This is a genomic window from Vibrio paracholerae, from assembly GCF_037672085.1.
Taxonomy (GTDB): domain Bacteria; phylum Pseudomonadota; class Gammaproteobacteria; order Enterobacterales; family Vibrionaceae; genus Vibrio; species Vibrio cholerae.
Genome location: NZ_JBBHLM010000003.1, coordinates 248,508 through 267,793, shown reverse-complemented (window position 1 = coordinate 267,793; position 19,286 = coordinate 248,508). Strand labels below are relative to the sequence as shown.

Here is a 19,286-nt window from a genome sequence, read left to right as displayed (position 1 = left end):
GCAAAATTGCGAGCAGTGGATATTACCAAAACTGGTTAAGAAAAGGCTAGAAATGGCGACCATTCTTGACATTACTTCGCTTGATATTGCATCGGAATGAGATCCTTACCAGATCTTGAGTACCGCTCAAAGAGTTGGTTGAGTTCTGCGGGTAAAGCATTAGGCGCTATTTGAAAAAAATGGCCTTGCTGATAGAAATGTTCGAGATGGCTATAAGCAAAACAAAAGGTTGTTGGACTTAGCCATTGCTTTTGACAGTAGTGGAGCAGTTGCTTGCCAATCCCTTGTTGACGGCTCTGGACTTCAACGGCCATACCAGTCAGTAGGCGATATTGACCAATCATACGAAAACGTACCACTCCCACAATCTCACGATCCTTGAGAGCAACAATCACCTGTTCATCACTTTTGGGTTTGCTACCCGGATAGTGGTTTTTATAAAAGCGTTTGATAAGCGGAAGCTTAATGGGTTCAAATTGCTGAAACTCTAACATTGGTCTTTCGTGCTTGTCGGCCATCTGAGGTAGAATATGGCCAGTTTAAGTTATCCAAAGACGACCATGCAAATTCAACTCGGTGCGAACCTCAAACCCTACCACACCTTTGGCATTGAACAGTCAGCTGCTCAATTGGTCGTGGCGGAATCGATTGACGATCTTAAGGCGCTCTATTGCTCTGCTGAATGGGCTAACCTACCTAAGCTTATTATAGGCAAAGGCAGTAATATGCTTTTTACTTGCCACTATACAGGTATGGTAGTGGTTAACCGCCTCAATGGTATAGAGCATCAACAAGATGATGATTACCATCGGCTGCATGTGGCCGGTGGTGAAGATTGGCCTTCACTCGTAAGTTGGTGTGTGGGTCAGGGGATCGGCGGTTTAGAGAATCTTGCTTTGATCCCTGGCTGTGCTGGCTCTGCACCAATCCAAAATATTGGTGCGTATGGCGTTGAGTTTAAAGATGTCTGTGATTACGTCGATTACTTATGCCTAGAGACTGGCACAGTGAAGCGTTTGACGATGGAAGAGTGTCAATTTGGGTACCGTGACTCGATTTTCAAACATCAGCTTTACCAAAAAGCAGTTGTGACTGCGGTAGGGTTAAAATTCGCTAAAGCTTGGCAGCCGATTATCCAGTACGGCCCACTGAAAGATTTGTCCTCGGACTGTGCTATTCACGATGTGTATCAGAGAGTTTGTGCTACGCGAATGGAAAAACTGCCGGATCCTGCTGTGATGGGGAATGCGGGCAGTTTCTTTAAAAACCCTGTGATCAGTGAGCAAGCCTTTGCTCGACTGCAAATTGAGCATCCTGATGTGGTGGCATATCCGGCTGAACAAGGGGTCAAGGTGGCGGCCGGATGGTTGATTGATCAAGCGGGTTTGAAAGGTCACCAAATCGGAGGAGCGAAAGTTCACCCTAAACAAGCTCTGGTGATCGTTAATACGGGTAACGCGAGTGCGAAAGATGTACTCATGCTGGCGGCTGATATTCAGCAGCGCGTGTTCAACTGCTATGGCATTGAACTTGAACATGAAGTGCGATTTATTGGCGAAAGTGAAGAAACCAATTTAAAGCAATGGACGAGTGAACAAGCATGAAAGAACACAGCGCTAAACTAGCCATACTCAAACAGTTAGCCGATGGCGATTTTCACTCCGGTGAAGTGTTGGGTGCTCAGCTTGGGATCTCGCGAGCAGCCATCAGTAAGCATATTCAGGGCATCCGTGACTGGGGTGTGGATGTGTTTCGTGTACAGGGTAAAGGGTATCAACTTGCTCAAGCGATGACGTTGCTCGATCAATCGGTAATCCAATCGCAAGTGAATAATCCTGTCGAGCTGCATCCGATTATTGGCTCGACCAATCAATATCTGCTCGATCATGTCGAGACGCTGGTATCGGGAACGGTCTGTTTAGCAGAATATCAAGCCAGTGGTCGGGGCCGGCGTGGTCGGCATTGGGTTTCTCCATTTGGCGCTAATCTTTATCTCTCGATCTATTGGCGTTTAGATGCCGGTATGGCAGCCGCAATGGGGTTGAGTTTAGTCGTTGGTGTGGCCATTGTTGAAGCGCTGGAAGCCATGGGAGTGGATGGTGTTAAACTCAAATGGCCAAACGATCTCTATTATCAAGATAAAAAGTTGGCGGGCATTTTAGTCGAAATGTCTGGTCAAGCTGGTGCGGCAGCACATTTAGTGATCGGCATGGGGATCAACCTTGCTATGCGCGATAACGAGGGCAATATCGATCAGCCTTGGATAAGTCTTGCAGAAGTGACTGGCCAAAGCCGGATTGATCGTAATGCTTTAGCGATTAATCTGATTGCTGCGCTAGATCGCACCTTACGCCAGTATGAAATTTCAGGTATGCAAAACTTTGTTGAGCGTTGGAATCGTTGGGATAACTTCATCGGTCGCCCAGTTAAACTGCTGATGGGGGCGAATGAGGTGCTCGGTATTGAGCGTGGGATTGATGAACACGGTGGCGTATTATTAGAAACCGAAGAGGGGTTGAAAAGTTTTATTGGTGGTGAGATATCCCTGCGTAAAAACGACTAGAGCAGAATAAAAGCCAAAACTAGAGCAGAATAAAAGCCAAATAAAGAGGCGCAAGCCTCTTTTTCTTGAGCGCTATTTACGAAGCAGAACTTCTTCTACCGTATGGTTAAGCCCTTTGCGTAAAATCAAATGTGCACGACCTTTGGTCGGTAAGATGTTCTCAACCAGATTTTTACCGTTGATGGTTTCCCAAATGGAACGTGCTTTCTGTTCAGCTTGGGCTTCAGTGAGTGCAGTGTAGTGGCTGAAATAGGAGCCGGGCTTTTTAAATGCACCTTGGCGAAATTTCATAAAACGCTCGACATACCATTTTTCTATCAGTTGACTATCGGCATCGACATAAATCGAAAAATCGAGGAAATCAGAGATAAACACTCGATGTGGGTCATGAGGGTAGTCCATACCACTTTGCAGTACATTTAAGCCTTCAATGATCAGCACATCCGGGCGGTCGACCACTTTCATTTCATCGGTAATATCATAAGTGAGATGTGAATAAACGGGGGCGGCCACATTGGGCTGGCCAGCTTTAACCTCAGAAACAAATTCCACCAAACGGCGAATATCATAAGATTCAGGAAATCCCTTCTTATGCATAATGCCACGCTCAGTCAGTACCTTATTGGGGTATAAAAAGCCGTCTGTAGTGATCAGCTCGACCTTCGGATGATTCTCCCAACGTGATAAGAGAGCTTTCAGTAAGCGAGCCGTTGTACTTTTACCGACGGCAACGCTGCCCGCAATCCCAATCACAAAAGGGGGCGCTGATTCGGTGTTACCCAAAAACTGATGCAGCACACCATTACGACTTTGACGCGCAGCCACATACAAATTCAGTAGACGAGCGAGTGGGAGATAGATTTCAACCGCTTCAGTCATCGAGAGATGGTCATTAATGCCCTGTAACTCTTTTAGATCGTTTTCAGAGAGCGTCATAGGTACTGAATTGCGCAATTGGGCCCAGTGTTGGCGATCAAAGGTTAAATAAGGGCTCATAATCGGTTCAATCATGCGGTTGAGAATAAGGAAAGCGAAAATACAATAAGCACAAGATAAAACAAAATAGAAAGATGCGAGAATTAGCGATTGCGCTCTAATTTGACTGAAAAAACAACGAACAAGCAAAATCCTTTGAAAATTGAGTTTTTTTTCAAGATAAGGGTTGCAACCCCTAAGTTCATTCACTAAAATGCGCACCACTTATGCCGACTTAGCTCAGTAGGTAGAGCAACTGACTTGTAATCAGTAGGTCACCAGTTCGATTCCGGTAGTCGGCACCATTTTCTCCACTAGCAGTGAAAATGGTCAAAAATTTGGAGGGGTTCCCGAGTGGCCAAAGGGAGCAGACTGTAAATCTGCCGGCTCCGCCTTCGATGGTTCGAATCCGTCCCCCTCCACCATATTCTTAAGGAAATAGCTCTCAGAGTTACGTGTTGCGGGCATCGTATAATGGCTATTACCTCAGCCTTCCAAGCTGATGATGCGGGTTCGATTCCCGCTGCCCGCTCCACTCATTTTAGAGTGCTGATATAGCTCAGATGGTAGAGCGCATCCTTGGTAAGGATGAGGTCGGCAGTTCGATTCTGCCTATCAGCACCAGCTCTAAGCCTCTAAGCAAAATATTCCTTTTGATATATACTTTACTACCGATATTTTTTGGTTGCGTGGTCATCTCAAAAGCCACCTAAATCCGTACCTAGAGGGACAACTCATGTCTAAAGAGAAATTTGAACGTACGAAACCGCACGTAAACGTTGGTACTATCGGCCACGTTGACCACGGTAAAACAACTCTAACTGCAGCTATCTGTACTGTACTTGCAAAAGTATACGGCGGTAAAGCTCGTGACTTCGCGTCAATCGACAACGCACCAGAAGAGCGTGAGCGTGGTATTACAATCAATACTTCTCACGTAGAGTACGATACTCCAAACCGTCACTACGCACACGTAGACTGTCCAGGACACGCGGATTATGTTAAGAACATGATCACTGGTGCAGCACAGATGGACGGCGGTATCCTAGTTGTAGCGGCAACTGACGGTCCAATGCCACAAACTCGTGAGCACATCCTGCTGGGTCGCCAGGTAGGTATTCCTTACATCATCGTATTCATGAACAAGTGTGACATGGTTGACGATGAAGAGCTTCTAGAGCTGGTTGAAATGGAAGTTCGTGAGCTGCTGTCTGAGTACGATTTCCCAGGTGATGACCTGCCAGTAATCCAAGGTTCAGCACTAGGCGCGCTAAACGGCGAAGCACAGTGGGAAGCGAAGATTGTTGAGCTAGCAGAAGCACTGGATTCATACATTCCAGAGCCAGAGCGTGCAGTAGACATGGCATTCCTGATGCCAATCGAAGACGTATTCTCAATCCAAGGTCGTGGTACAGTAGTAACAGGCCGTATCGAGCGCGGCATCCTGAAAGTGGGTGACGAAGTAGCGATCGTAGGTATCAAAGACACAGTAAAAACTACGTGTACAGGTGTAGAGATGTTCCGTAAGCTGCTTGACGAAGGTCGTGCAGGTGAGAACGTTGGTGCACTGCTACGTGGTACTAAGCGTGAAGAAGTAGAGCGTGGTCAAGTACTGGCGAAGCCAGGTTCAATCACACCACACACTAAGTTCGAATCAGAAGTATACGTACTGTCAAAAGACGAAGGTGGCCGTCATACTCCATTCTTCAAAGGTTACCGTCCACAGTTCTACTTCCGTACAACTGACGTAACAGGCAGCATCGAGCTTCCAGAAGGCGTAGAAATGGTAATGCCAGGCGACAACATCAAGATGGTTGTAGACCTGATTGCACCAATCGCGATGGACGAAGGTCTACGCTTCGCTATCCGTGAAGGTGGCCGTACTGTAGGTGCTGGTGTTGTAGCTAAGATCATCGCTTAATTATTTGACTAAGCACTACTAAAAAGGGCATCATTTGATGCCCTTTTTCTGCGCTGTGCAATAATGTGTCGATTTCTTGATCAAACGCAGTCAAAGTTGGGGGTTGAGAGAGTATTTTCTCGCTCTTTAGTAGTATGGAATCAGCGCATTGCGTTGACCGAATGGATTTGCCCTGCAACAGCGGGGCCGTTGTCGTCTAGAAGTCAGATTTGTGACAGGTTGGTTTATGAAAGCAAACAACGCTGAAGCTCCTGATAGCTCAAATGCAGCAGACACTCTAAAGTGGGTAGCCACTTTTGTTTTGCTGATTGCCGCTGTTGTGGGTAATTACCTGTATGGTGAACTGTCTGTGGTGGCTCGCGCCGCAGGTGTAATTGTTTTGATTGCTGCAGCATTTGGTGTTGCAGCGACAACAACAAAAGGCAAAGAAGCGATCGTTTTTGCTCGCGAATCTCGTATGGAGGTTCGTAAAGTAGTTTGGCCAACCCGCCAAGAAACTATGCAAACCACGCTGATCGTTTTGGCAGTAAGTATTGTAATGGCTCTGGCGCTTTGGGGTATTGACGGCATTATGGTCCGTCTAGTGGCCTTTGTGACCGGAGTATAGTAGAGGGTTTAATACATGAGTGAAGCTCCCAAAAAACGCTGGTATGTAGTTCAAGCCTTCTCGGGATTTGAAGGACGTGTTGCTCAGTCACTTCGTGAACATATCAAAATGCACGGTATGGAAGAGCTGTTTGGTGAAGTGTTGGTACCAACAGAAGAAGTGGTAGAAATGCGCGCTGGTCAACGCCGCAAAAGTGAACGTAAATTCTTCCCAGGTTATGTGCTAGTGCAGATGATCATGAATGATGAATCTTGGCACTTGGTACGTAGCGTACCTCGCGTGATGGGGTTCATCGGTGGTACATCAGATCGTCCAGCTCCTATCACAGATAAGGAAGCCGATGCGATTCTAAACCGTCTTGAAAAAGCCAGCGAAGCACCGCGACCAAAAACTATGTTCGAAGCAGGTGAAGTCGTACGTGTTAACGATGGTCCATTTGCGGACTTTAACGGTACAGTTGAAGAAGTTGACTATGAAAAGAACCGCGTGAAAGTGTCGGTTTCTATCTTTGGTCGCGCAACACCTGTTGAACTTGAATTTGGTCAAGTTGAAAAGCTTGATTAAAAAAGCGTCTCTTTAGGCTTGTCTGAGGCGTGGATTATGACTATAATTTCGCGCCTTTTTACGGGTTCTTTATGAAAACCGGGGAGCTGATCAATCGATTAGCGCTTGTACCCATAATTTAGGAAATATCATGGCTAAGAAAGTTGAAGCTTATGTAAAGCTGCAAGTTGCAGCTGGCATGGCAAACCCAAGTCCACCAGTTGGTCCTGCTCTAGGTCAACGCGGTGTTAACATCATGGAATTCTGTAAAGCGTTCAACGCACGTACAGAATCTCTAGAGAAAGGTCTACCAACACCAGTTGTTATTACTGTGTACAGTGACCGTTCTTTTACGTTCGAAACTAAGACTCCACCAGCATCTGTTCTTCTGAAGAAAGCAGCTGGCATCAAGTCTGGTTCTGCTCGTCCTAACACTGCTAAAGTGGGCACAATCACTGACGCTCAAATCCAAGAAATCGCTGCAACTAAAGCAACTGATATGACTGGTGCTGATATCGAAGCGATGAAGCGTTCTATCGCAGGTACTGCTCGCTCAATGGGCCTAGTGGTTGAGGGTTAAGACAATGGCAAAACTAACTAAACGCATGCGTACTATCCGCGCAAAAGTGGATGTAACTAAAGAGTACGACATCAACGAAGCTGTTGCGCTGCTGAAAGAGCTGGCAACTGCGAAATTCGTTGAATCAGTTGACGTTGCCGTTAACCTGGGTATCGACGCTCGTAAATCTGACCAAAACGTTCGTGGTGCTACTGTATTACCACATGGTACTGGCCGTGAAGTCCGCGTAGCGGTTTTCACTCAAGGTGCTAACGCTGAAGCGGCTAAAGCTGCTGGTGCGGATCTGGTTGGTATGGAAGATCTGGCTGACCAAGTGAAAAAAGGCGAAATGAACTTCGACGTAGTTATCGCATCTCCAGATGCAATGCGCGTTGTTGGTCAACTAGGTACTATCCTAGGCCCTCGCGGTCTGATGCCAAACCCGAAAGTAGGTACTGTAACTCCTAACGTTGCTGAAGCAGTTAAGAACGCGAAAGCTGGTCAGGTTCGTTACCGTAACGACAAGAACGGTATCATCCATACTACTATTGGTAAGGTAACGTTCGAAGCAGACCAACTGAAAGAGAACTTAGAATCTCTATTGGTTGCTCTGAAAAAAGCAAAACCATCTTCTGCGAAAGGTGTTTTCGTGAAGAAGGTAAGCATCTCTACTACTATGGGTGCTGGCGTTGCTGTCGATCAGGCTACTCTGAGCGCACAAGTTTAATGCATTTGCTTAGGCGTAGAATTTATGTATAATTCTGCGCCTAATATTTGTGGTTGGGGCTGAATATTTACCCTTGTGGTGAAAGGCCAGTCTCCGTCCAAGACCGTAGGCGTTATTTTCGGATAACTTAATAAAACCTACGTAGATGGTGCCCGAACTGACAGAAAGATCTACTTTTTAAGTTGCCTTTCTTCTGGGACTGCACCAAAAAAGCTCTCACTGTTGCTGATAATAGTGAGCGGTGTAACGACAACCAGGAGTTAATCCAAGATGGCTTTAAATCTTCAAGACAAAAAAGCAATTGTTGCTGAAGTCAACGAAGCGGCCAGTGGTGCACTTTCTGCAGTTGTTGCTGACTCTCGTGGTGTTCAAGTTGCTGCGATGACTAATCTGCGTAAACAAGCTCGTGAAGCGGGTGTTTACCTGAAAGTTGTTCGTAACACACTGGCACGTCGCGCAGTAGAAGGCACAGCTTACGAATGTCTGAAAGACGTATTCGTAGGCCCTACTTTGATCGGCTTCTCTAACGAGCACCCAGGTGCTGCAGCACGTCTTTTCAAAGACTTCGCTAAAGAGAACAAAGCATTCGAGATCAAAGCAGCTGCATTTGAAGGCGTACTGACTGACCCTGAAGTACTAGCGACACTACCAACTTACGACGAAGCGATTGCACGCCTGATGATGTGCATGAAAGAAGCTTCTGCTGGCAAGCTGGTTCGTACAATCGCTGCTGTCCGCGATCAAAAAGAAGCTGCATAAGCAAAATCGCTTTTGCCTTTTACTGGTTGCTAAATAAACTTATTGTTGACTTAAAAGAGAATTGTTATGTCTATTACTAACGAGCAAATCCTAGACGCTATTGCAGAAATGTCTGTAATGCAAGTTGTTGAACTGATCTCTGCTATGGAAGAGAAGTTCGGTGTTTCTGCTGCTGCTGCAGTTGTTGCTGGTCCAGCTGCTGCTGCTGCTGTTGAAGAGCAAACTGAATTCAACGTAATTCTGTCTGCTGCTGGCGCAAACAAAGTTGCTGTTATCAAAGCAGTACGTGGCGCAACGGGTCTAGGTCTGAAAGAAGCTAAAGCTCTTGTAGACGGCGCTCCAGCATCTGTTAAAGAAGCTGTATCTAAAGAAGAAGCAGAAGCACTGAAGAAAGAGCTTGAAGAAGCTGGTGCAACTGTTGAAGTTAAGTAATTCCTACTTAATTTCTTAGCCGAAAGGCTAATGGCTGGTGGTTTAATAACCACCGGCCTTTTTGCGCTGTAGGGTATGGGCGAATTTTCCCGCTGTTTAAGCGTTCCATATTCATGCAAATGAGTTCATTTCAACGCAATGAATTCACACTACAGTAAACAGCGATTAGTCACTGTCCTCACCCTTTTTAACCTGAAAGGCGGACAGTTTGGGTCACTTATCAGCGAGCTGAGGAACCCCATGGTTTACTCTTATACCGAGAAAAAGCGCATCCGTAAGGACTTTGGTACTCGTCCACAAGTGTTGGACATTCCATACCTGCTATCGATCCAGCTCGATTCGTTCGAAAAGTTCATCGAACAGGATCCTGAAGGACAATACGGTCTTGAAGCCGCTTTTCGTTCTGTATTTCCAATTCAGAGCTATAACGGCAATTCAGAGCTGCAATACGTTAGCTACCGTCTTGGTGAGCCAGTTTTTGACGTTAAAGAATGTCAAATCCGTGGTGTAACTTATTCAAAACCGCTACGCGTGAAACTGCGCCTAGTGATCTTTGATAAAGACGCGCCAGCGGGTACTGTCAAAGATATTAAAGAACAAGAAGTCTACATGGGCGAAATTCCGCTCATGACAGAAAATGGTACCTTCGTAATCAATGGTACTGAGCGGGTTATCGTATCCCAGCTGCACCGAAGCCCAGGCGTGTTCTTCGACAGCGATAAGGGTAAGACCCACTCTTCAGGTAAAGTTCTGTATAACGCACGTATCATTCCGTACCGTGGTTCATGGCTCGATTTTGAATTCGATCCAAAAGACAACCTGTACGTACGTATTGACCGTCGTCGTAAGCTACCTGCATCGATCATCCTGCGTGCTCTAGGAAAAACTAGCGCCCAGATCTTGGACATCTTCTTCGAAAAAGTGAATTTCGAAGTGAAAGATCAAACTCTAATGATGGAGTTGGTTCCAGAGCGTCTGCGTGGTGAAACTGCGACTTTCGATATCGAAGCGGATGGCAAGGTTTATGTAGAGAAAGGCCGTCGTGTGACTGCTCGTCACATCCGTCAACTTGAAAAAGATGGCGTGAACTTCATTGAAGTTCCGGTTGAGTACATCGTAGGTAAAGTATCTGCGAAAGATTACGTGAACGAAGCGACTGGCGAACTGATCATTACCGCGAACCAGGAAATCAGCCTGGAAGCGCTAGCGAACCTGTCTCAAGCGGGTTATAAAAAGCTAGAAGTCCTGTTTACCAATGATCTGGACCACGGTCCGTTCATGTCAGAAACCCTGCGTGTTGATAGCACGACAGATCGCATTTCTGCACTGGTAGAAATCTACCGCATGATGCGCCCTGGCGAGCCACCAACGAAAGAAGCGGCGGAATCGCTGTTTGAAAGCTTATTCTTCTCTGCAGAGCGTTACGATCTGTCGACTGTTGGCCGCATGAAGTTCAACAGCTCAATCGGTCGTGAAGATGCGGAAGAGCAAGGCACGCTGGATGAAGTTGACATCATCGAAGTGATGAAAAAGCTGATCTCGATTCGTAACGGTAAAGGCGAAGTGGACGATATCGACCACCTTGGCAACCGTCGTATCCGTAGTGTCGGCGAAATGGCAGAGAACCAATTCCGTGTTGGTCTGGTACGTGTTGAACGCGCAGTGAAAGAACGCCTAAGCTTGGGCGATCTGGACAACGTGATGCCACAAGACCTGATCAACGCGAAACCGATTTCTGCTGCTGTAAAAGAATTCTTTGGTTCTTCTCAGCTGTCTCAGTTTATGGACCAGAACAACCCGTTGTCAGAAGTGACGCATAAGCGTCGTATTTCTGCATTGGGCCCTGGCGGTTTGACTCGTGAGCGCGCTGGTTTTGAAGTACGTGACGTACACGTAACCCACTACGGTCGTTTATGTCCTATCGAGACACCTGAAGGTCCAAACATCGGTTTGATCAACTCGCTGTCTGCGTTTGCACGCTGCAACGAGTACGGTTTCCTAGAAACTCCGTACCGTCGCGTAGTGAACGGTGTTGTGACTGATGAAGTGGATTACCTCTCTGCGATTGAAGAAGGTCAATTCGTTATCGCTCAGGCTAACGCGAAACTGACAGAAGAAAGTGGTTTTGCCGATGAGCTGGTTACTGCACGTCAAAAAGGCGAGTCAGGTCTTCACCCACGTGAACACGTTGACTACATGGATGTTGCGACAAACCAAGTCGTATCGATCGCGGCATCGCTGATCCCGTTCTTAGAACACGACGATGCGAACCGTGCTTTGATGGGTGCGAACATGCAACGTCAGGCGGTTCCAACTCTGCGTTCAGAGAAACCACTGGTTGGTACAGGGATCGAACGCAACGTAGCGGTTGACTCTGGTGTAACAGCGGTTGCTAAACGTGGCGGTATGGTTCAGTCGGTTGATGCTTCTCGTATCGTAGTGAAAGTTAACGAAGAAGAGTTGATCCCAGGCGAAGCGGGTATCGACATCTATAACCTGACTAAGTACACCCGTTCGAACCAGAACACTTGTATCAACCAGCGTCCATGTGTGATGCCGGGTGAACCTGTAGCTCGTGGTGACGTGTTGGCTGACGGTCCTTCAACTGACCTTGGCGAACTGGCTCTTGGCCAAAACATGCGTATCGCATTCATGCCTTGGAACGGTTACAACTTCGAAGACTCGATCTTAGTGTCTGAGCGCGTAGTTCAAGATGACCGCTTTACCACTATTCACATTCAAGAGCTTTCTTGTGTGGCGCGTGATACTAAGCTGGGCGCAGAAGAGATCACGGCTGACATCCCTAACGTGGGTGAAGCGGCTCTGTCCAAGCTTGACGAATCTGGCATCGTTTACATCGGTGCAGAAGTGAAAGGCGGCGATATTCTGGTCGGTAAAGTGACACCAAAAGGTGAAACTCAGCTGACTCCAGAAGAGAAACTGCTGCGTGCGATCTTCGGTGAGAAAGCATCAGACGTTAAAGATACCTCTCTGCGTGTACCGAACTCAGTAGCAGGTACGGTTATCGACGTACAAGTCTTTACTCGCGATGGCGTAGAAAAAGACAAGCGTGCGCTTGAAATCGAACAAATGCAGCTGAAAGAAGCGAAGAAAGACCTGACTGAAGAGTTCCAAATTCTGGAAGGCGGTCTTCTGGCGCGTGTTCGTTCTGTACTGCTGGCAGGTGGTTACACCGAAGCGAAACTGGGTTCAATCGAACGTAAGAAATGGTTAGAGCAGACGCTAGAAAATGAAGATCTGCAAAACCAGCTAGAGCAACTGGCAGAACAGTACGACGAATTGAAAGCAGACTTCGATAAGAAGTTTGAAGCGAAGCGTCGTAAGATCACTCAAGGTGATGATCTGGCTCCTGGCGTACTGAAGATTGTTAAGGTTTACCTAGCAGTGAAACGTCGCATCCAGCCGGGTGATAAGATGGCGGGTCGTCACGGTAACAAGGGTGTTATCTCTAAGATCAACCCTGTTGAAGACATGCCATACGATGAAAACGGTCAGCCGGTTGACATCGTACTGAACCCACTGGGCGTACCATCACGTATGAACATCGGTCAGATCCTAGAGGTTCACTTGGGTCTGGCGGCGAAAGGTATCGGTGACAAGATCAACCAAATGATCAAGGAACAACAAGAGCTGGCGAAGCTGCGTGAGTTCCTGCAGAAGGTTTATGATCTGGGCGATACTCGTCAACGTGTTGATATCTCAGAATTGACTGATGACGATGTACGTACACTGGCGCATAACCTGCGTGCAGGTTTACCAGTGGCGACACCAGTATTCGATGGTGCTCCTGAATCGTCTATCAAAGCTATGTTGGAACTGGCGGATCTGCCAGCTTCAGGTCAGTTGACTCTGTTCGATGGCCGTACGGGTGACGCGTTTGAGCGTCCTGTTACCGTGGGTTACATGTACATGCTGAAACTGAACCACTTGGTTGACGACAAGATGCACGCTCGTTCTACAGGCTCTTACAGTCTGGTTACTCAGCAACCTCTGGGTGGTAAAGCTCAGTTCGGTGGTCAGCGCTTCGGTGAGATGGAAGTGTGGGCACTGGAAGCATACGGTGCTGCGTATACCCTGCAAGAGATGTTGACCGTTAAATCGGACGACGTGAACGGCCGTACTAAGATGTATAAGAACATCGTAGATGGCAATCACGCGATGGAACCTGGTATGCCAGAATCGTTCAACGTACTGTTGAAAGAGATTCGCTCGCTGGGTATCAACATCGAGCTAGAAGACGAATAATAAACCCTAAGGTTTCCCCGCAAGGGGAAGCCTACCGGTTTCGGTAGGAAGGTGCTCGTTGCCAATCGCAGCGAGTTCCTTTTAACTCCTTACAGGAGCTGAATGTGAAAGACTTATTAAACTTTCTAAAAGCACAGCATAAGACCGAAGAATTTGATGCGATCAAAATCGGTCTGGCTTCACCAGACATGATCCGTTCATGGTCTTTTGGTGAAGTGAAAAAACCTGAAACCATCAACTATCGTACGTTCAAACCTGAGCGTGATGGTCTGTTCTGTGCGCGTATTTTTGGCCCGGTAAAAGACTACGAATGTCTTTGTGGCAAATATAAGCGTCTGAAACACCGTGGTGTGATTTGTGAGAAGTGTGGCGTTGAAGTCACCCAAACTAAAGTTCGTCGTGACCGTATGGGCCACATCGAGCTGGCTTCTCCAGTTGCGCACATCTGGTTCCTGAAGTCTCTGCCATCTCGTATCGGTCTACTGATGGACATGCCTCTGCGTGACATCGAACGCGTACTGTACTTTGAAATGTACGTAGTGACTGAGCCAGGCATGACTGACCTTGAACGTGGTCAAATGCTGACTGAGGAAGAGTACCTCGACCGTTTGGAAGAGTGGGGCGATGAGTTCACCGCGAAAATGGGTGCTGAAGCGATCAAAGATCTGCTTGCATCGATGGATCTGCCTGCAGAAGCAGAGCAGATGCGCGAAGAGCTGGATACCACTAACTCTGAAACCAAACGTAAGAAACTGACTAAGCGTCTGAAGCTGGTTGAAGCGTTCGTTGCATCAGGTAACAAACCTGAATGGATGATCCTGACTGTATTGCCAGTTCTGCCGCCTGATCTACGTCCACTAGTTCCACTGGATGGCGGCCGTTTCGCAACGTCAGATCTGAACGATCTGTACCGTCGCGTCATCAACCGTAACAACCGTTTGAAGCGTCTGCTTGAACTGGCGGCACCAGACATCATCGTACGTAACGAAAAACGTATGCTGCAAGAGTCTGTAGATGCGCTGCTGGATAACGGCCGTCGTGGTCGTGCGATCACTGGCTCGAACAAGCGTCCGCTGAAGTCTCTGGCTGACATGATCAAAGGTAAGCAAGGTCGTTTCCGTCAGAACCTGCTGGGTAAACGTGTTGACTACTCAGGCCGTTCGGTTATCACCGTAGGTCCATACCTGCGTCTGCACCAGTGTGGTCTGCCAAAGAAAATGGCTCTTGAGCTGTTCAAACCATTCATTTACAGCAAGCTGGAAACTCGTGGCCTAGCAACGACGATCAAAGCGGCTAAGAAAATGGTTGAGCGCGAAGAAGCGGTCGTATGGGATATCTTGGATGAAGTGATCCGCGAACACCCAGTGCTGCTGAACCGTGCACCAACACTTCACCGTTTGGGTATCCAAGCGTTTGAACCGGTTCTGATCGAAGGTAAAGCGATCCAACTGCACCCACTGGTGTGTGCGGCGTATAACGCGGACTTCGACGGTGACCAAATGGCGGTACACGTTCCTCTGACGCTTGAAGCGCAGTTGGAAGCTCGTACCCTGATGATGTCAACCAACAACATTCTGTCGCCAGCATCAGGTGATCCAATCATCGTACCGTCTCAGGACGTGGTACTGGGTCTGTACTACATGACCCGTGAAAAGATCAATGCGAAAGGCGAAGGTATGTACCTGACTGGCCCTGCTGAGGCTGAGAAGGCGTATCGTACTAAGACGGCTGAGCTGCATGCTCGCGTTAAAGTACGTATTACCGAAACCATCAAGCATGAAAACGGTAAGTTGACCACTGAAACTAAGATGATCGACACGACCGTTGGCCGTGCCATGTTGTGGCAAATCGTACCGAAAGGTCTGCCATACAGCTTGGTGAACCAGAAGCTAGGTAAGAAGCAAATTTCTAACCTGCTCAACGAGGCATACCGTAAGCTGGGTCTGAAAGACACTGTTGTTTTCGCTGACCAAATCATGTACACCGGCTTCGCATACGCGGCACTGTCTGGTGTATCGGTTGGTATCGACGATATGGTTGTACCTGCGGCTAAATACACTGAAATTGCTGAAGCGGAAGAAGAAGTACGCGAAATTCAAGAGCAGTTCCAGTCTGGTCTGGTGACCGCTGGCGAACGCTACAACAAAGTGATCGATATTTGGGCATCAACCAACGATCGCGTAGCGAAAGCGATGATGGAAAACCTCTCTTCTGAGCAGGTGATTAACCGTCAAGGCGAACAAGAAAAACAAGAGTCGTTCAACAGCATCTATATGATGGCCGACTCAGGTGCTCGTGGTTCTGCTGCTCAGATCCGTCAGTTGGCGGGTATGCGTGGTCTGATGGCGCGTCCAGATGGCTCGATCATCGAAACGCCAATCACGGCAAACTTTAAAGAAGGTCTAAACGTTCTTCAGTACTTTATCTCAACGCACGGTGCTCGTAAGGGTCTGGCGGATACGGCACTGAAAACAGCGAACTCGGGTTACCTGACTCGTCGCTTGGTAGACGTTGCGCAAGACGTTGTAGTTACAGAACACGACTGTGGCACCTTAGAAGGCGTTGTGATGACACCGCACATCGAAGGTGGTGACGTTAAAGTTGCGTTGACTGAGCTAGCTCTGGGCCGTGTGGTTGCGGAAGATATCCTCAAACCAGGTACAGATGAAGTACTGATCCCACGTAATACACTGCTGGATGAAAAGTGGTGTAAGGTGATCAACGATAACTCTGTTGACCAAATCCAAGTACGCTCGGTGGTAACTTGTGACTCTGACTTCGGTTGTTGTGCGCAGTGTTACGGTCGTGACCTTGCACGTGGTCACTTGGTGAACCAAGGTGAAGCGGTTGGTGTTATCGCGGCACAGTCAATCGGTGAACCTGGTACACAGTTGACGATGCGTACGTTCCACATCGGTGGTGCGGCATCAACAGCAGCAGCAGAAAACAGCATCCAAGCGAAAAACAACGGTTCTGTGAAACTGCACAATGCGAAGTTCGTAATCAACAAAGATGGCAAGCTCGTTATCACTTCTCGTGCTTCTGAGCTGACTATCATTGACGAATTTGGTCGTACCAAAGAGAAACACAAACTGCCATACGGTTCTACGCTAAGTAAAGCCGATAGCGATGCAGTTGCAGCGGGTGAAACTGTTGCAAACTGGGAAGCGCATACTATGCCAATCATCACTGAAGTGGCTGGTCGCGTACAGTTTGTGGATATGATCGATGGCGTAACCGTTTCTCGTCAAACGGACGATCTGACCGGTCTGTCTTCAAGTGAAGTGACTGAAGCCGCAGCGCGTCCTGCAGCAGGTAAAGACATGCGTCCAGCCATTAAGCTGGTTGACGCAAATGGTAAAGATGTCCTGATCCCAGGTACTGATATGCCAGCTCAATACTTCCTGCCAGGTAAAGCGATTGTGAACTTGGACGACGGCGCTGAAGTGAATGTGGGTGATACACTGGCTCGTATTCCTCAGAAGTCTGGCGGTAACAAGGACATCACCGGTGGTCTACCACGCGTTGCTGACCTGTTTGAAGCGCGTAAGCCAAAAGAGCCTGCGATTCTGGCTGAGCACTCAGGTACCGTATCGTTCGGTAAAGAGACCAAAGGTAAGCGTCGTTTGATCATCACTCGTGACAGTGGTGACACTTACGAAGAGATGATCCCGAAACATCGTCAATTGAACGTGTTTGAAGGTGAGCGCATTGAGCGTGGTGATGTGATTGCAGACGGCCCAGAGTCGCCACATGACATCCTGCGTCTGCGTGGTATCCATGCAGTGACCACTTACATCGCGAACGAGGTTCAGGAAGTTTACCGTCTACAAGGCGTTAAGATTAACGATAAGCACATCGAGACTATCGTTCGTCAAATGCTGCGTAAGTGTACGATCACCTTCGCGGGTGACTCAGAGTTCTTGCCTGGCGAGACAGTTGAGTACTCACAAGTTAAGATCGCGAACCGTAAACTGGTTGATGAAGGTAAAGAGCCTGCTCGTTTCGAGCGTGAGCTGCTAGGTATTACCAAAGCATCTCTGGCGACTGAGTCTTTCATCTCAGCAGCATCGTTCCAAGAAACCACTCGCGTTCTAACGGAAGCAGCGGTATCTGGTAAGCGTGACGATCTGCGCGGTCTGAAAGAGAACGTGATCGTTGGCCGTCTGATCCCAGCTGGTACAGGTTTTGCGTACCACCAAGATCGTCAAGCCAAACGTGCGCAACAACAGCAAGGTCCATCGGCTGAACAAGCCACTGACAACCTCGCTGCACTATTGAATGCAGGTTTCTCTTCTGACGACGAGTAAGTCATCAAGCTATGAAAAAAGGCACCTTAAGGTGCCTTTTTTATTGGTCTATTTTTACATTCATCTTCGAGCGGAAATCACCGATTGAAAACGAGTGTTCTGCTAAGCACCCGGAGGTACAGCAAGGCTATCCGCAATTAACTGGATCAATTGATCTTCAAGAGAAAAGCGTAGCTCAAGCACTTCGCCAACTTTTGATAAGTCACGATCTAGATCGAGCAGCTCATCGTATTCAGTCACCGTTGCGTACTGATCATTAAAATTGAGCAGCGGTTCGGTGGTAGCAACGATTTTGCCGTAGACTTGATTGATCTCATCGGTCGCTTTAAAACCGGTGGCGTGCCACTTATCCATGACCATGTCATAGATTTTGAAATGGCCTTCAGAGATGTAATCCACTAATTCTTGGCAAAAATACAGCAGAGCCTGTGGAGATGGGAGTTCAGAAACCGCAGCTTTGGTTGTACAAGGTTGCAGTGCCGCCAGCTTACAATATTCAACGATCACATGCTGTCGTTTATCCAGCCAATGGTCAATGATATCGCTCGAACCACCCCATTGTTCTTGGACGTTTTTGAATTTTCTTAGCATGACCATGTCCTCATGATCGGATCGTCACTGACGATCGTTCCTTTGCCTTTTTAGTAATATCAATAAGATATCACTACTGCCCTCACAAAAAGTTATAGTCAATAATTCTTGTGCTGACAAATTGTGGTGTGAATTTAGATTGCCAGTAAAATGATCCGACTGCAAGCAATCAGGAGAAGCAGAGTGGAAAAGAGTGACGGCAAGAACGCTTATTGGTGTGTTGTTTCAGGCAGCGATCTTTGGCTGGTGGATGGCCAAATTCCTTATGGCAGCGCAGAGCAGTGGGATCTGCCACAAGAGAAGGCGATCTTGGTGGATCGTTACCAAAACTCCCCTGTCTACTGGCTGAATGCTGCAGATATTGAGCAGGATCGTCCGCTCAGTTCATTACGTGAGTTATTGGGTGTGGATGAGGCGCTGTTTCTTGCTGCAAGTAAAGCGGTGCAATATGGCCATATGAGCCAAACCATACGATTTTGTCCGCAATGTGGGGGACGTAACTATCTCAATCATCAGCAACTGGCAATGCAGTGCCACGATTGCCGAACGTTGCACTATCCGCGTATTTTCCCCTGCATTATTGTTGCCGTACGTAAACAGCAGCAAATTTTGCTGGCGCAGCACCCTCGCCATCGCAATGGTATGTACACCGTGATTGCCGGCTTTGTTGAGGTAGGGGAGACGCTTGAACAGTGTGTTGCGCGTGAAGTGTTGGAAGAGACAGGTATCGTCGTGACCAATATTCGCTACTTTGGCAGCCAACCTTGGGCATTTCCGTCGAGTATGATGATGGCGTTTTTAGCCGATTATGACACTGGTGAGCTTAAACCCGATTACAGTGAATTGAGTGATGCCAATTGGTTTGGTATCGAAAACCTTCCTCCTGTTGCACCGCGAGGGACGATTGCCCGCGCTTTGATTGAGCAGACGTTGGCCGATATTGCCCAAGATCAGGCTTAAAAGGCAAAAAAAACCCTCCGGTTAAGGAGGGGGTAAGTAAGATGTCGTTATGAGATGCTGAGTCGAGGACTCA

The 19,286-nt window shown here is 47.7% G+C and carries 15 protein-coding genes and 4 tRNA genes; 16 read left to right on the top strand and 3 right to left on the bottom strand.

What is annotated here, in order from left to right:
• Positions 1-71 precede the first annotated feature (71 nt).
• Entirely contained in the window at positions 72-494 is a 423-nt protein-coding gene (locus tag R4537_RS18610; RefSeq protein ID WP_071178882.1) for a GNAT family N-acetyltransferase, read from the bottom strand.
• A 36-nt stretch (positions 495-530) separates the two neighbouring features.
• Here R4537_RS18610 and murB point away from each other — a divergent pair, with 36 nt between their 5' ends.
• Complete coding sequence (gene murB / locus R4537_RS18605; protein ID WP_071178883.1) at positions 531-1,604, top strand: UDP-N-acetylmuramate dehydrogenase; 1,074 nt, start codon at positions 531-533, stop codon at positions 1,602-1,604.
• Positions 1,601-2,563, top strand: coding sequence for a bifunctional biotin--[acetyl-CoA-carboxylase] ligase/biotin operon repressor BirA (gene birA, locus R4537_RS18600; RefSeq protein ID WP_071178884.1), 963 nt, complete (start codon positions 1,601-1,603; stop codon positions 2,561-2,563). The genes murB and birA overlap by 4 nt, the downstream gene beginning before the upstream one ends.
• Positions 2,564-2,635: 72 nt before the next feature.
• On the opposite strand, the gene coaA is transcribed toward birA, so the two are convergent.
• Positions 2,636-3,559, bottom strand: coding sequence for a type I pantothenate kinase (coaA, locus tag R4537_RS18595; protein ID WP_071178885.1), 924 nt, complete (start codon positions 3,557-3,559; stop codon positions 2,636-2,638).
• A gap of 208 nt (positions 3,560-3,767) precedes the next feature.
• Here coaA and R4537_RS18590 point away from each other — a divergent pair.
• The 13 genes from R4537_RS18590 (at position 3,768) to rpoC (ending at position 17,662) form a co-directional block, all read left to right on the top strand.
• Positions 3,768-3,843: transfer RNA gene (locus R4537_RS18590), tRNA-Thr, on the top strand.
• 35 nt (positions 3,844-3,878) lie between these two features.
• Positions 3,879-3,963 (top strand) — tRNA-Tyr (locus R4537_RS18585).
• A gap of 35 nt (positions 3,964-3,998) precedes the next feature.
• Positions 3,999-4,073 (top strand) — tRNA-Gly (locus tag R4537_RS18580).
• A 13-nt stretch (positions 4,074-4,086) separates the two neighbouring features.
• Positions 4,087-4,162 (top strand) — tRNA-Thr (locus tag R4537_RS18575).
• Between the two features lie 112 nt (positions 4,163-4,274).
• Complete coding sequence (tuf, locus tag R4537_RS18570) at positions 4,275-5,459, top strand: elongation factor Tu (RefSeq protein ID WP_000031640.1); 1,185 nt, start codon at positions 4,275-4,277, stop codon at positions 5,457-5,459.
• A 226-nt stretch (positions 5,460-5,685) separates the two neighbouring features.
• Positions 5,686-6,066: a preprotein translocase subunit SecE gene (gene secE / locus R4537_RS18565; RefSeq protein ID WP_000646628.1), complete on the top strand. Its 381-nt coding sequence runs from the start codon at positions 5,686-5,688 to the stop codon at positions 6,064-6,066.
• Positions 6,067-6,081: 15 nt separating this feature from the next.
• A complete protein-coding gene (nusG, locus tag R4537_RS18560; protein WP_001287509.1) occupies positions 6,082-6,630 on the top strand; it encodes a transcription termination/antitermination protein NusG in 549 nt (182 codons plus the stop codon).
• 130 nt (positions 6,631-6,760) lie between these two features.
• Positions 6,761-7,189: a 50S ribosomal protein L11 gene (gene rplK, locus R4537_RS18555; protein ID WP_001085799.1), complete on the top strand. Its 429-nt coding sequence runs from the start codon at positions 6,761-6,763 to the stop codon at positions 7,187-7,189.
• A gap of 4 nt (positions 7,190-7,193) precedes the next feature.
• A complete protein-coding gene (gene rplA / locus R4537_RS18550; protein ID WP_001096672.1) occupies positions 7,194-7,895 on the top strand; it encodes a 50S ribosomal protein L1 in 702 nt (233 codons plus the stop codon).
• Positions 7,896-8,165: 270 nt separating this feature from the next.
• On the top strand, positions 8,166-8,654 hold the full coding sequence (gene rplJ, locus R4537_RS18545) for a 50S ribosomal protein L10 (RefSeq protein ID WP_001207198.1): 489 nt from the start codon (positions 8,166-8,168) through the stop codon (positions 8,652-8,654).
• Positions 8,655-8,720: 66 nt separating this feature from the next.
• Positions 8,721-9,086 carry a 50S ribosomal protein L7/L12 gene (gene rplL / locus R4537_RS18540; protein WP_000028970.1) on the top strand — a complete coding sequence of 122 codons (366 nt, stop codon included), beginning with the start codon at positions 8,721-8,723 and terminating at the stop codon, positions 9,084-9,086.
• A gap of 240 nt (positions 9,087-9,326) precedes the next feature.
• Positions 9,327-13,352 (top strand): DNA-directed RNA polymerase subunit beta, encoded by a 4,026-nt coding sequence (gene rpoB / locus R4537_RS18535; protein WP_029628274.1) that lies wholly within the window; start codon positions 9,327-9,329, stop codon positions 13,350-13,352.
• Between the two features lie 104 nt (positions 13,353-13,456).
• On the top strand, positions 13,457-17,662 hold the full coding sequence (rpoC, locus tag R4537_RS18530) for a DNA-directed RNA polymerase subunit beta' (RefSeq protein WP_000653997.1): 4,206 nt from the start codon (positions 13,457-13,459) through the stop codon (positions 17,660-17,662).
• Between the two features lie 102 nt (positions 17,663-17,764).
• On the opposite strand, the gene R4537_RS18525 is transcribed toward rpoC, so the two are convergent.
• On the bottom strand, positions 17,765-18,253 hold the full coding sequence (locus tag R4537_RS18525) for an Rsd/AlgQ family anti-sigma factor (RefSeq protein WP_001911830.1): 489 nt from the start codon (positions 18,251-18,253) through the stop codon (positions 17,765-17,767).
• A 183-nt stretch (positions 18,254-18,436) separates the two neighbouring features.
• On the opposite strand from R4537_RS18525, the gene nudC reads away from it, so the two are divergent.
• Complete coding sequence (gene nudC, locus R4537_RS18520; RefSeq protein WP_000415640.1) at positions 18,437-19,213, top strand: NAD(+) diphosphatase; 777 nt, start codon at positions 18,437-18,439, stop codon at positions 19,211-19,213.
• Positions 19,214-19,286 lie beyond the last annotated feature (73 nt).